This is a genomic window from Pararhizobium gei (genome assembly GCF_029223885.1).
In the GTDB taxonomy this organism is placed as follows: Bacteria; Pseudomonadota; Alphaproteobacteria; order Rhizobiales; family Rhizobiaceae; genus Pararhizobium; species Pararhizobium gei.
Genome location: NZ_CP119409.1, coordinates 298,939 through 312,926, shown reverse-complemented (window position 1 = coordinate 312,926; position 13,988 = coordinate 298,939). Strand labels below are relative to the sequence as shown.

The 13,988-nt window shown below is 61.1% G+C and carries 12 protein-coding genes; 7 read left to right on the top strand and 5 right to left on the bottom strand.

The window, feature by feature from the left end; all coding sequences use genetic code 11:
- The first annotated feature begins 3 nt into the window (after window positions 1-3).
- Complete coding sequence (locus PY308_RS01410; protein WP_275787221.1) at window positions 4-858, top strand: C40 family peptidase; 855 nt, start codon at window positions 4-6, stop codon at window positions 856-858.
- Here PY308_RS01410 and PY308_RS01405 read toward each other — a convergent pair whose 3' ends face one another.
- The 5 genes from PY308_RS01405 to PY308_RS01385 all read right to left on the bottom strand — a co-directional run bounded on the left by PY308_RS01405 (window position 859) and on the right by PY308_RS01385 (window position 7,729).
- Window positions 859-1,821 carry a 2-hydroxyacid dehydrogenase gene (locus PY308_RS01405; RefSeq protein ID WP_275787219.1) on the bottom strand — a complete coding sequence of 321 codons (963 nt, stop codon included), beginning with the start codon at window positions 1,819-1,821 and terminating at the stop codon, window positions 859-861.
- An 8-nt stretch (window positions 1,822-1,829) separates the two neighbouring features.
- Complete coding sequence (locus PY308_RS01400; protein WP_275790973.1) at window positions 1,830-3,458, bottom strand: ABC transporter ATP-binding protein; 1,629 nt, start codon at window positions 3,456-3,458, stop codon at window positions 1,830-1,832.
- An 8-nt stretch (window positions 3,459-3,466) separates the two neighbouring features.
- On the bottom strand, window positions 3,467-4,609 hold the full coding sequence (locus PY308_RS01395; RefSeq protein ID WP_275787216.1) for an ABC transporter permease: 1,143 nt from the start codon (window positions 4,607-4,609) through the stop codon (window positions 3,467-3,469).
- Window positions 4,609-5,700, bottom strand: a complete 1,092-nt coding sequence (locus PY308_RS01390) for a microcin C ABC transporter permease YejB (protein WP_275787213.1) — start codon at window positions 5,698-5,700, stop codon at window positions 4,609-4,611. The genes PY308_RS01395 and PY308_RS01390 overlap by 1 nt, the downstream gene beginning before the upstream one ends.
- A gap of 163 nt (window positions 5,701-5,863) precedes the next feature.
- Window positions 5,864-7,729 carry an extracellular solute-binding protein gene (locus tag PY308_RS01385; protein ID WP_434064188.1) on the bottom strand — a complete coding sequence of 622 codons (1,866 nt, stop codon included), beginning with the start codon at window positions 7,727-7,729 and terminating at the stop codon, window positions 5,864-5,866.
- Window positions 7,730-7,911: 182 nt separating this feature from the next.
- Between PY308_RS01385 and mepA the strand changes: the two genes are divergently transcribed.
- From mepA to PY308_RS01355, 6 genes are all read left to right on the top strand, one after another.
- On the top strand, window positions 7,912-8,964 hold the full coding sequence (mepA, locus tag PY308_RS01380) for a penicillin-insensitive murein endopeptidase (RefSeq protein ID WP_275787209.1): 1,053 nt from the start codon (window positions 7,912-7,914) through the stop codon (window positions 8,962-8,964).
- A gap of 100 nt (window positions 8,965-9,064) precedes the next feature.
- On the top strand, window positions 9,065-9,445 hold the full coding sequence (locus PY308_RS01375) for a methylglyoxal synthase (protein ID WP_275787206.1): 381 nt from the start codon (window positions 9,065-9,067) through the stop codon (window positions 9,443-9,445).
- A gap of 56 nt (window positions 9,446-9,501) precedes the next feature.
- Window positions 9,502-10,521, top strand: coding sequence for a glucokinase (locus tag PY308_RS01370; RefSeq protein ID WP_275787203.1), 1,020 nt, complete (start codon window positions 9,502-9,504; stop codon window positions 10,519-10,521).
- Between the two features lie 97 nt (window positions 10,522-10,618).
- On the top strand, window positions 10,619-12,421 hold the full coding sequence (locus PY308_RS01365; RefSeq protein WP_275787202.1) for an ABC transporter ATP-binding protein: 1,803 nt from the start codon (window positions 10,619-10,621) through the stop codon (window positions 12,419-12,421).
- A 20-nt stretch (window positions 12,422-12,441) separates the two neighbouring features.
- On the top strand, window positions 12,442-13,260 hold the full coding sequence (gene dapB, locus PY308_RS01360; protein WP_275787200.1) for a 4-hydroxy-tetrahydrodipicolinate reductase: 819 nt from the start codon (window positions 12,442-12,444) through the stop codon (window positions 13,258-13,260).
- A 24-nt stretch (window positions 13,261-13,284) separates the two neighbouring features.
- Entirely contained in the window at window positions 13,285-13,920 is a 636-nt protein-coding gene (locus tag PY308_RS01355; RefSeq protein ID WP_275787198.1) for a 2,3-bisphosphoglycerate-dependent phosphoglycerate mutase, read from the top strand.
- Window positions 13,921-13,988 lie beyond the last annotated feature (68 nt).

Sequence of the window (13,988 nt, the reverse complement as noted above, 5' to 3'; positions counted from 1 at the left end):
CTCATGTCCGATCTTCCAGACCGCAGGCTGAACGCCTATCGCACCGATCTTGCCGAAGAGCGCCTGCGCGGCATTGTCGAGGCCGGCAACTATGTGACCGGCTCTCCTGGTCTCGTCTGTGTCCCGCTCGTGCAATTGCGGTCAAAGCCGGATCTGTCCTGCGGCACCGACACGGAGCTGCTTTTGGGCGAGACAGTCCACGTCCTTGACGTCGATTCCGGTTGGGCCTGGGTCAAGGCGGATTTCGACGGCTATGTCGGCTATGTCCCGGATTATGCCGTTCTGCCCGTCCAGCGCAGCGTGACCCATATCGTGACGGCGCCGCGCACCTTCGTCTATTCCTGGGCGGACCTGAGGTTCCCGACCGTTCGCTCCCTGTCCATGGGAAGCCGGATCGTGGTCGTCGATGAGCGCAACACGCGCGGCACACATTATTTCCTCTTGGAAGGCGGTGAGGCGATCATCGCCAATCATTGCGCGCCCGTTGGCGAGCCGCTGGCTGGCGACTATGTGTCGATTGCCACACGGTTCCTGGAGACGCCTTATCTTTGGGGCGGCCGTTCCGGCTTCGGCATTGATTGCTCCGGCCTGGTGCAACTGTCCATGATGATGGTGGGTCGTCCCGCGCCACGCGATGCGGATATGCAGGCAGAGAGGCTAGGCGCAGAAATTACGCGCGACGCCCTGCAGCGCGGCGACCTTGTGTTTTGGAAGGGCCATGTCGCCATCATGGAAGATGAAAAAACGCTGCTGCATGCCAACGGCCATACCATGAATGTTTCGCGCGAGGGACTGGACGATGCGATCCGCCGGATCGGCTGGCTCTACGGCCAGCCCACGGGCTTCCGCCGGCCCTGATCAGTAGCCGGCGCTCCGGTCCACCAGATATTCCAGCGGCTGCCCGCTTTCGAAGCGGGCGATCTGATGCTCGACATGGGAAAACAATGCCCTGACATCGGAGGATGCCGCCACATGCGGCGTGACATAGACATTTTCCATGTCCCAAAATGGACTGTCCCTTGAAAGCGGCTCCTGCTCGAAGACGTCGAGAGACGCCGCCCGCAGGACACCCGAGGCGAGCGCCGCCAGTAAGTCGGCCTCCACCTGACTGCCGCCGCGGCCGCCATTGATGAAAACCGGCGCACCGAACGGCCCCGAGCGGCTCAGCTTCGAAAAGAGGCCCGCATTGAAAATGCCGCGTGTCTCGTCGGTCAAGGGCAGGAGGCCAACGAGGAAATCCGTCTGTCCCAGAAACGCCTCCAGCCCTTCCCCACCTGAAAATGTCTCAACGCCATCGATCGCCTTTTTGGAGCGCGACCAGCCCACCGTCCTGAATCCCAGGACGCCAAGCTTTTTGATTGCGTCCTGCCCCAGCACGCCGAGCCCCATGACGCCGACCGTGACATCCGCGGCCTCCGGCTGGCTGAGATCCTCCCAGACATGGGCCTTGGCGCGCGCCTCGTAGGCGCGGTGCTGGCGCAGGTGCAGAAGGCAGTTCATGACGACCCATTCGCTCATCCGGGTGGTCAGGCTGCGATCAACGAAGCGGACCAGAGGCACATCGGGGAGACCGGGAAGCGTCAGGACGTGATCGACGCCCGCGCCACCTGAAAAGACCACCTTCAGGTCCGGCGCGCGTGAAAACAGGTCCGGCGCGGATTTCCAGACGACGGCATAGTCGATGCCGCGCAGGTCGCGCCGCACATGTTCGACATCGGCCAGATTGATGACCTCCCGTCCTGAAAATGCGCCCTTCAATGCCTGCATCACCTCCAGGGGAATAAATTTCAGGTCGATGATAATGGGGCTCTTATGCGGCATGATACACTCTACTGGCGGACGGGGGGAACGGGGACGGCTTCGATGTCGAAGGCGGCCGCCATCAGGGCCTTGGTATAATCTTCCTGCGGTGCGGTGAAGATCCGTTCGGACGGTCCCTGCTCCACCACCTTGCCAAGCCGCATGACGATCATGTCGTTGGCAAGCGCCCGCACCACCTTGAGGTCGTGGCTGATGAAGAGATAGGCCAGCGCATGTTTTGTCTGCAGATCGCGCAGCAGATCGACCACCTGCGCCTGCACGCTCATGTCGAGCGCCGAGGTCGGTTCGTCCAGCATGACGAATTGCGGCTTCAGGACCATGGCGCGGGCGATGGCGATGCGCTGTCTCTGGCCGCCGGAGAATTCATGCGGATAGCGCCAGCGGGTGGCGGCATCGAGGCCGACTTCCTCCAGCGCCGCCGCGACACGGGCGTCCCTTTGCTGGTCCGACAAGGATGGCTCGTGCACTTCGAGGCCTTCGCCGACAATGTCGCTGATCGCCATGCGGGGACTGAGCGAGCCGAACGGATCCTGGAAGACGATCTGCATCCGGTTGCGCAAGGGCCGCATTTCCTTGAACGAATAGCCGGATATGTCCTTGCCGATGAAACCGACGCGGCCCTTCGAGGAGATCAGCCGGGTCAGCGCGAGGCCGAGCGTCGTCTTTCCCGAGCCGGATTCGCCGACGACGCCGAGCGTCTGGCCGGCGCGCAGAGTCAGATCGATGCCATCGACGGCCTTGACGTGATCGACCACCTTGCGAAGGAAGCCCGCCCTGATCGGGAACCAGACTTTCATATCCGTGGCTTCCATGACCACGGGCTTGGACAGGTCGGACGTAGGCGGCGCGCCCTTCGGCTCGGCTGCGAGCAGATGGCGCGTATAGGCGTGCTGCGGATTGGCGAAAATCTCGGCGGTCGGGCCGGCCTCGACGATCTTGCCCTTGGTCATGACGCAGACCCGGTCGGCGATCTTGCGGACGATGCCGAGGTCGTGGGTAATGAACAGCATGGACATGCCATGCTCGTCCTTGAGCGCCTTGAGAAGCGCCAGGATCTGCGCCTGCACTGTCACGTCGAGCGCCGTGGTCGGCTCATCGGCGATCAGAAGCTCGGGCCGGTTGGCAAGCGCCATGGCGATCATCACCCGCTGGCGCTGGCCGCCGGAGAGTTCATGCGGATAGGCGGCGAGCCGTTTCTCCGGCTCACGGATTCCCACCTGGTTGAGCAGTTCAAGCACGCGCGTGCGGGCGGCAAGCCCCGTCAGTCCCTGATGCAGTTCCAGGATTTCCGCAATCTGCCGCTCGATCGAATGGAGCGGATTGAGCGAGGTCATCGGCTCCTGGAAGATCATGGTGATGTCGTTGCCGCGGACCGCACGCAGATCCGCGTCCGAGGCCTTCATCAGGTCCTTGCCGTTAAAGATAATCTCGCCGCCCGGATGGCTCGCCGCCGGATAGGGCAGGAGCTTCAGGATCGAGTTGGCCGAAACGGATTTTCCCGAACCGGATTCGCCGACCAGGGCCACGACCTCGCCGCGTCTGATGTCGAAGGAGACGTCATCCACGGCCACGGAGGTCTTGCCGCCCTGGTGGAAGGCCACCGAAAGATTGCGGACGGACAGAAGCGTATCGTTCATCGTTGCGCTCACCGGAAGGTCTTCCTCGGATCGAAGGCGTCGCGCGCGGCTTCACCGACGAAGATCAGCAGCGAAAGCATGACGGACATGACGACGAAGGCGGTGAGGCCGAGCCAGGGCGCCTGCAGGTTCGACTTTCCCTGGCTGATCAGTTCGCCAAGCGAAGCAGATCCCGGCGGCATGCCGAAGCCGAGGAAATCGAGCGAGGTGAGCGTGGTGATCGAGCCGGAGAGAATGAAGGGCAGGAAGGTCAGGGTGGCCACCATGGCATTGGGCAGCAGGTGCCGGAACATGATCGTGCCGTTCCCGACGCCGAGCGCCCGGGCGGCACGCACATATTCGAAATTCCGGGCGCGCAGGAATTCGGCCCGGACGATGCCGACAAAGCCGACCCAGGAGAACAAAAGCATAATGCCGAGCAGCACGAAGAAGCCGGGCGGCAGGATGGCCGCAATGATCAGCAGGATGTAGAGCACCGGCATCGACGACCAGATCTCGATGAAGCGCTGCATGATAAGGTCCGTCCAGCCGCCGAAATAGCCCTGAACCGCACCGGCGGAGACGCCGACGAGGGCGGACAGAATGGTCAGGATCAGGCCGAACAGTACCGAGATCCGAAAGCCGTAGATCATCCGTGCCGCGACATCGCGGGCCTGATCGTCGGTGCCGAGCCAATTGAGATTGCCAAGCGTGCAATTGGGATCGGCGTCGCCCTCGGCGTAACCCGAGCAGCGCTCCCCCTTGTCCATCAGCCAGAAAGGCTGGGTCGGCGCGGAGTGCGGGATGTTGGAGTTGGCGGTCTGGTAGGAATATCGGATCGGCGGCCAGATCATCCAGCCATTGGCATTGATCTCGTCGCGAATATAATCCGACCGATAGTCGGTCTCGGCAAGAAAGCCGCCGAATTTCTCTTCCGGGTAATTCACCAGCACGGGCACGAGGATCTCGCCCTTGTAGGAGGCCAGAACAGGCTTGTCATTGGCGATGAACTCGGCGCAGAGGCTGAGCCCGAACAGCGCAAGAAAGAGCCAGAACGACCAGTAGCCACGGCCGTTGGCACGGAAATTCTGCCAGCGGCGGTAATTGATCGGCGAAAGACGGCCCGGCTTTGCGGTAGTCAACGCCGGATCGGTGGAGACGATATCGGTCATCAGACATCCCTCCTGTCAAAATCGATGCGCGGGTCCACCCAGGTATAGATCAGGTCCGACAGGAGACTGACGAGCAGCCCCATCAGCGAAAAAATGTAGAGCGTGGCAAAGACGATGGGATAGTCGCGCTTGACCACGGCGTCGTAGCCGAGACGTCCCAGGCCATCGAGCGAGAAGATATATTCGATCAGCAGCGAGCCGGTGAAGAAGGCCGAAATGAAGGCGGCCGGAAAGCTGGAAATGATGATGAGCATTGCATTGCGGAAGACGTGACCGTAGAGAACCTGCCGTTCCGTCAGACCCTTGGCCCTCGCCGTGGTCACATACTGCTTCTTGATCTCGTCGATGAAGGAATTCTTGGTAAGCAGCGTCGTCGTGGCAAAGGCGGAAATGAGCAGCGTGATCAGCGGCAGGGTCATGTGCCAGAAATAATCGAGGATCTTCTGCCACCAGTTCAACTGGGCAAAATCATCCGAAACGATGCCGCGCAGGGGAAACCAGTCGAAGAAGGAGCCGCCGGCAAACAGCACAATCAGCAGAATGCCGAACAGGAAGCTCGGAATGGCGTAACCGACGATGATGATACCTGAAGTCCAGATGTCGAAAACAGAACCGTCGGAAATCGCCTTGCGGATACCGAGCGGTATGGAAATCGCGTAGGAAAAAACCAGAATCCAGAGCCCGAGCGAGATCGATACCGGCATCTTGTCGAGGATGAGATCGATGACGGAGGTGTTGCGGAAGAAGCTCTCGCCGAAATCAAAGCGGATATAGTTCCACATCATCTGGCCGAACCGCTCCAGCGGCGGCTTGTCGAAGCCGAACTGTTTCTCGAGCTTGGCGATGAATTCCGGATCGAGCCCCTGGGCGCCGCGATACCGGCCGGAGGATTCGTCACCCAGGGGCTGCGCACCCAGATCGCCACCACCGCCGGACAGACGGTCACCGCCCTGATTGGCGCCGGTCAGATCGGAAATCACCTGCTCGACCGGACCGCCCGGCGCAAACTGGATGACAGCGAACGAGATCGCCATGATCCCAACGATCGTCGGGATCATCAGGAGGAGGCGCCGCAGGATATAGGCACCCATCAGCGACGCTCCCGTCTGCCGCTATCGGCAGCAACCCGTTCCCGCCCGGCATGGTACCCGTTTTCCATCAATCCGCTCATCTCCTAGAAGGCGCCCGGTGCGGGCATCCGCCTGATTCGTTTCCACTGCATTTGGAGTAGACACCGAGCCCTGCGCAAGGCTTTCATTGAGATGTGGCAGAGTTCGACCACCAGATATCAGGAAACCCGACGGAATATTTGGGCAGATCAACCGGCCGCTGGAGTCGTTGCGAATAGGCGATGCGCGAATAGCGCCCGGTGTAGCTGGGAATGACGAAATGATGCGCCAGCAGAACCCGGTCGAGAGCCTTCGTCGTGACAATCAGGTCGTCCCGATTCTTGGCGAAGATTACACGACGGATGAGGGCGTCTATGCCCGGATCGCTGATCCCGGCATAATTCTGCGACCCATCGCGTTCAGCGGATGCGGAACCCCAGTATTCCGCCTGCTCATTGCCCGGATTCAAGGATTGGCCCCATCCCTGATAGATCATGTCGAAATCGCGGGAGCGCCAGCGATTGGTGAATTGCGACGCATCCACCGTCCGCACCGTCACGTTGACGCCGATTTTTTTCAGGCTTTGGGCAAATGGCAAAGCAACGATTTCGATCGTCGGTCCATTCAGCAGGATCTCGAAACCGAAGGGCTCACCGGTCTTGGAATTGATCATCCGGTTGCCCTTCAGCTCGTATCCGGCTGCCTTGAAGAGCGCGATTGCCTGACGCAGATTGTCGCGCTGTCGCTTCTGGTCGCCGCCAACGGGGTTCTTGTATTCCGTTGTGAAGACTTCGGGCGGAACCTGATCCTTCAATTCGTTGAGGATTTCCAGCTCCCGTCCCTGCGGCAGGCCGCTTGAGGCAAGCTCGGAGCCAAAGAAGTAGCTGTTGATGCGGTCATACTGATTGTAAAAGATCGTCCGCTTGAGTTCCTCGAAATCGAAGGCGTAGTTCAGCGCTTCGCGAACACGGGGATCCCTGAACTTTTCGCGCCGCAGATTTGGAATGAAGCCGACGAGCACGCCGCTGCTTCGGTAATCATTATCGAGCACTTCCAGCTTGATGCGGCCGTCGGCCACGGCAGGAAACTTGTAGGATGTCGCCCAGCGGCGCGCGGAATTTTCCCACCAATAATCGGCGTTGCCGGACCGGAACGCCTCGAATGCGACGTCCAGATCCGCATAGTAGGAATAGGTGTAGGACCCGAAATTGTTCTGACCGATATTTACGTTGAGGTTCTTGCCCCAATAGTCGTCACGCAGTTCGTAGCGAATGGTCGAGCCGGGGCTCATCGCAGCAATCTTGTAGGGGCCTGAACCCATGGGGATCTCCAAAGTGGTTTTGGAGATATCCCGCTGGACGCCCTTGGCGTCCTTGCCTTCCCACCAGTGCTTCGGAACGATCAGAAGCTCGCCAACGATCTTCGGGAGTTCGCGATTGTTCTTCTCGTCAAAGCTGAACGTCACCTCCCGCTCGCCGGTTTTCTCGGCTTTGGTGACATGTTTGTAGTAGAACTCCTTTTGCGGATCGAGCTCCTTCGTCTTGTCGAAGCTGAAGATCACGTCCTCGGGGGTTACCGGCTGCCCGTCAGCCCATTTTGCCTCCGGGCGAAGACGGAATTTCACGAAGCCGAAATCGTCAGGGTAGGCAATCGCTTCCGCGAGCAGTCCGTAGTCGGAGGCGATTTCATCCAGTGACGGCGTCATCAGCCGTTCGTAGACGAGATTGTTGGCAGGCGGCGAGGCCATTCCGGCGGCAATTTCGCCCTTCGCAAGCAAAGAGTTCAGGGTATCGAAGGTCCCCATCGCCGTGAGACTGACATTGCCGCCTTTGGGCGCGTCAGGATTGACATAGTCGAAGCGTGCAAAACCATCCTGGTACTTCAGCTCGCCGACCGTTGCCGTACCGCTGCGCCATACCGGCTCCTGGGCGTTTGCGTTTGCCGCAACGAGCGCGGCGACGATCGTCGTGCAGACCAGAATTATCTTCGAACTCATGTGAAATCGCCGCATTCAGCTTTCCCTTTTTTCCCGTTTGAAACCAGAATAGGCAAAATGCGGTCAAAAGACAGGCGGCGCCTCAAATCGGGCATTTTTTTTGGTTCACCATCGCGCCTTCGCAAGGCTGACGCAAAGACGGTGTGTCACCATCGGACAGCAGCTCGCCGCCGAACGGCGGCATGGGACAGGACATCATGGCGGCACGCATCATTTTCTCTCGACATTCCCTGTCGCTGGCACTGGCGGCCTTGATCGGCCTCGGTGTTGTTGCCGGCGATACCGCGTTTGCGCAGGACACGCCCGCCAAGCAGCTTTTCGGCAAAGTCCAGTTGCCTAGCAATTCCGCGCCGGCGCCGATCGGCTTCTATGCCAAGGGCTGCATGGCCGGAGCCGTCGCCATTCCGACGGATGGGCCAACCTGGCAGGCGATGCGGCTGTCGCGCAACCGGCGCTGGGGCAATCCCGCTATGATTTCGCTGCTGGAGTCCTTCTCCCAGGATGCGGTCCGGCTCGGCTGGGGATCTGGCATCCTGATTGGCGACATCTCCCAGCCACGGGGCGGACCCATGCTGACCGGCCATGCCTCGCACCAGATCGGTCTTGACGCCGACATCTGGTTTACACCCAAGCCCGCCCAACCACTCACCGTCGAGCAGCGCGAGGACATGCCGTTCACCTCCATGCTCGACAAGACGAAATTCCTGACCGTGAATTCCAGGCGCTGGACGCCGACCCATGCCAATCTCGTCATGCAGGCCGCGCGCTATCCGCAGGTGGAGCGGGTGTTCGTCAACCCGGCGATCAAGAAGAAGCTTTGCGAGACCTGGCAGGGCGACCGCTCGCTGCTTGGCAAGGTGCGGCCCGTGTACGGACACGACGAGCATTTTCACATCCGCATGCATTGCCCTCCCGGCGCTGCCGGATGCAAGGCGCAGGCACCCGTGACCAGCGGTGACGGGTGCGACAAATCGCTTGCCTGGTGGTTTTCCAAGGAGCCTTGGGCAAAGCCTGAAAAGAATCCGGATGCGAAGCCGGTGAAGCCGCGGTTCACGACGCTGTCGGATCTGCCACGGGCCTGCTCGGCCGTGCTTGCGGCACCGGCCGCTTCCGAGCAGACCGCTACTTTCGGCACGGCCTATGTCGCTGAGCAGCCGCAAGCGGGTGAACAGGCCATCCGCGAGGTCATTGGCGACGAAAGCCTGCTGGATACCATTCCCGTTCCACGCGCCCGCCCGGCGCTGCGGTAAAGGTCCTTGTCTGCCTTGTACTTTTCAAACGGCGGTCTCTGCGCTAGACGTTTTCAAATCGATTTAAGCGCGATGATGCATGCATGCCGGAGACCGGAACATGGAAAACCAGAAATGCGTTGCGCTGATCGCGCATGACCGCAAGAAGGACGATATTGCAGCCTTCGCCAAGGCGAACGAAACGCTTCTCGCGACCTGGAAGATCGTTGCAACCGGCACGACGGGTGGCAGGGTGCAGGACGCCTGTCCCAGCCTGAACATCATCCGTTTGAAAAGTGGTCCCCTTGGCGGCGACCAGCAGATCGGTGCCCTGATCGCGACCGGCGAAGTCAACATGCTGATCTTCTTCACCGACCCCCTGACCGCGATGCCGCATGATGTCGACGTCAAGGCCCTGATGCGGCTTGCGACTGTTTACGATATCCCGATGGCGCTCAACCGGGCGACTGCGGAACAGTTGATCGACTTCCACCATCCCTGATACAGCTTGCCCTGATACAGCTAGCTCACGTCTTCGCACGATCCAACGGAACCCCCATGTCCTCAGACACTGACAGCGGCCTCACCTTTCCGATCCTGATCGGCGATATCGGCGGAACCAACGCGCGTTTTGCACTGCTCGTCGATGCATACGCCGAACCGAAGCTCTTTCCGATCATTCCAACGACGAATTACGAAAGCATCGAGGAGGCGCTGCAGACCAGCATTCTCGACAAAACATCGGTGCAGCCGCGCTCGGCCATCATCGCCGTTGCCGGGCCGGTGAAGGGTGACGATATCCCGCTGACGAACGCCGGCTGGGTGATCAAGCCGAAGGACATGCTGACGGCGCTCTCGCTGGAAGACGTGATCATCATCAACGACTTCGAAGCGCAGGCACTGGCAATCACCGCCATCGGCGAGGACGGCCGCGAGCAGATCGGTCCCGGCAGCATTCTCCCATCGGCGTCCTGCGCCGTTCTCGGCCCCGGTACGGGTCTCGGCGTCGCAGGACTGGTTCATGCGCAGCACGCCTGGATCCCGGTTCCCGGCGAAGGCGGCCATGTCGATGTTGGGCCGCGCACCGAGCGCGATCACGAAATCTGGCCGTTTCTCGAGCCGATCGAAGGCCGCATCTCGGCTGAGCAACTGCTCTGCGGCCGCGGCATCATGAACATCTACCGGGCGGTGTGCGAATCATCGGCGCGCGATCCGCATCTCGCCGATCCTGCCGCCGTCTCGTCCCAGGCGCTTGCGGGACAGGATGCGGAAGCTGTCGAGACCATTTCGCTGTTTTCAACCTATCTCGGGCGCGTGGCCGGCGACATGGCGATGATCTTCATGGCCCGCGGCGGCGTATTCCTTGCCGGCGGCATCTCGCAGAAGATCCTTCCAGCCCTCAAGAAACCCGCGTTTCGCGCCGCCTTCGAAGATAAGGCTCCGCATTCTCTTTTGCTGAAAAGCATGCCGACCTTCGTCGTTACGCATCCGACGGCTGCTTTGTCAGGACTTGCCGCCTATGCCCGAACACCGTCCCGTTTCGGTGTGGCAACGGAGGGACGCCGCTGGAGAAGTTAGGCGGCGCAGGCGGCGCAAGACTCGCCAAAGTGCTGTCAAGCGACTATAGAGCCGCCACAGGCGTCAGTCAGCAGACGCCGCGCTCAAGGACACCGGCTTGAAACAAGCAAAAACAAAGCTGCCTCCCCTGGACCGCGACACGATCACCAGCGTGCTCAAGCGGGTCATGGCCGAAAACGGGCGCGCCCATATTCGCGGCTACGCCTTTGCCATCGCCTGCCTAGCGCTCGTCGCCGCCTCCACGGCCTTTACCGCCTGGATCATGGAATCTGTGGTCAACGAGGCCTTTGCCAACAAGCGGGCCGACATCGTCCTTTACATCTGCGCGGCGATTTTCGTCGCCTTCGTGGTCCGCGGCTTTGCGACCTACGGCCAGGCGGTGGCGTTGTCCAAGATCGGCAACAGCATTGTGGCCAGCTATCAGCGGCGTCTCTATTCCCATTTGATGGCGATGGGCGTCGGCTATTTCAGCGAAACGCGCTCGGCCCGGGTCTCCGCCAAGATCAGCCAGAATGTCTCGGGCATCCGCGATGTCCTCAACATGACGGTGACCTCGCTTGCCCGCGACTTCCTGACGCTCGTGGCCCTGATCGGCGTGATGCTCAGCAAGGACTGGCTGCTGACACTGATCGTTTTCGCCATCGCGCCGCCTCTTCTGATCGGGCTTCGCTATGTGTCGCGGCGGCTCAAGCAGGCGACGCGGGAATCGGTCGAGATCAACAGCCACGTGCTGGGCGCAATGCAAGAGACGATCCAGGGTATCACCATCGTCAAGGCTTTCACGATGGAGAAGCAGCTGAGAACCAAGGTCGAGGCGATTATCGACCGCGCCGAGAGACGGGCCAACCGGATCGCGCGCCTGAGCGAGCGAACGGCGCCGATGACGGAGACCTTTGCCGGCTTCGCCATTGCCAGCGTGCTTGCCTATGCCGCGTTTCGCTCGATCTACAACGGCATCCAGCCGGGTGCCTTTTTCGCCTTCGTCACCGCGCTTCTCATGGCCTATGATCCTGCGCGACGACTGGCACGGTTGCAGGTCTCGCTGGAGCGGGCCGTGGTCAATGCCCGGATGATCTACGAAGTTCTCGATATGGTGCCGCATCAAAGAGATCATGCTCAGGCGAGCGATCTTCATATCAGCCAGGCGAATGTCGAATTCAGGAATGTGCGGTTTTCCTATAATTCCCATGACGAGATTTTGAAGGGTGTGAGCTTCGTTGCGGAAGGCGGCAAGACGACGGCGCTGGTGGGGCCGTCTGGGGCCGGCAAATCAACGGTGATCAGCCTTATTCCGCGTTTCTACGACCCGACGCAGGGCGAGATTCTCATCGACGGACAGGATATCGCCGGCGTGACCAAGCAATCGTTGCGCAACGGGCTCGCCTATGTCTCGCAGCAACCTTATCTCTTCGAGGGCTCCATAAGGGATAATATCCGCTACGGCCGCCCGGAGGCGACGGATGCGGAAGTCGAGGATGCGGCAAGGCTCGCCTATGCCCATGACTTCATCTGCGCCCAGCCTCAGGGTTACGATACGCCGGTCGGCGAAAACGGCATCACGCTGTCCGGCGGGCAGCGCCAGCGGTTGTCGATCGCCCGGGCGCTGGTGCGCCAGGCGCCGATCCTCCTCCTGGACGAGGCGACATCGGCGCTCGATACAGAATCGGAAGCGGCCGTGCAGAAGGCACTCGATCACGCCATGGACGGGCGCACCGTCGTCGTTATCGCCCACCGCCTTTCCACCGTCGTCAATGCCGACAAGATTATCGTCATGAAGGATGGCCTTGTGGTTGAGGAAGGAACGCACGAGGCGCTTGCGCAGCGGACAAACGGTCTCTACGCTCGCCTGCACAATCTGCAGGGCAGTGCGCCTCAAAGCCCGGCAAATGCAGACATCTGAGTGACGAAATGGACGCGGGAATGAGCGGAACGGACATGAAACTCGTGGTGGTCGGCGCCGCCGGCCGGATGGGGCAGACGCTGATCCGCACGATCCACGGGATGGGCGGTGTTCGCGTCTTTGCAGCCGTTGAACGGTCGGGCTCTGCCTATATCGGCCGCGATGCCGGCGAGATCGCCGGGCTTGGCCCGATCGGCATTTCCATCACGGATCAACCGCTTGAGGCCTTCGTCGACGCCGAAGGCGTTCTCGACTTCACGTCACCTTCAGCCTCGGTCGATTTCTCGGCACTCGCGGCCCAGGCCCGCATCGTTCATGTCATCGGCACGACAGGATGCTCGGACGAGGACGAGGCGCGCTTCAAGGCGGCGGCACGGCATGCCCGGATCGTCAAATCCGGCAATATGAGTCTTGGAGTCAATCTTCTCGGCGTCTTGACGCAACAGGCAGCCCGGGCGCTCGGACCCGCCGATTGGGACATCGAAATTCTGGAAATGCATCACAAGCACAAGGTCGATGCGCCCTCGGGAACCGCCTTGCTTCTCGGAGAAGCGGCTGCGATGGGTCGCGCCGTGTCGCTCACCGAGAACTCGGTTCGGGTGCGTGACGGCCATACGGGCGCGCGGCCTGCAGGCACGATCGGCTTTGCCACCTTGCGCGGCGGCTCCGTCATCGGCGAGCATTCCGTGATTCTGGCCGGCGAAGGCGAGCAGGTGACGCTGTCCCACAGCGCGACCGACCGCAGCATCTTTGCCCGCGGCGCCGTCACCGCCGCCCTTTGGGCGCGCGACAAGAAACCCGGCTTTTATTCCATGCTCGATGTGCTCGGGCTGTCCTGAACCACCCTAAAGCGGAGAGAAAAAATGAGCGGCACCCTCGTCCTCGTGCGTCACGGCCAGAGCGACTGGAACCTGAAGAACCTGTTCACCGGCTGGAAGGATCCCGACCTGACCGAACTCGGTATTCAGGAGGCCAATACCGGCGGCAAGGCGCTGGCCGACTACGGCATTACGTTCGACGTCGCCTTCACATCCGTGCTGACGCGTGCGCAGCATACGTTGAAGCTCATCCTGGGAAATCTCGGCCAGCCGGATCTCGAAACGATCAAGGACCAGGCGCTGAACGAACGCGACTACGGCGACCTCTCCGGCCTCAACAAAGACGATGCCCGTGCCAAATGGGGCGAGGAGCAGGTGCATATCTGGCGCCGTTCCTATGACATCCCGCCGCCGGGCGGCGAGAGCCTGCGCGATACCGGCGCCCGCGTATGGCCCTATTACCTGACCGAGATCCTGCCGCGCGTGCTGAGAGGCGAGAAGGTGCTGGTGGCCGCCCATGGCAATTCCCTGCGCTCGCTGGTCATGGTGCTCGACCGGCTGACCAAGGAAGAGATCCTGAAGCTCAATCTCGCCACCGGCGTGCCGATGGTTTACACGCTTAATGCCGATTCGACCGTGGCGTCCAAGGAGGTTCTGGGCGACATGTCCGGGGCGCACTAGCTCCCTCCTGCGTTAAGCGCGCGGACAGTCTTGGCCGGATACCGGGGTGTCACCATATCGAATTCAAT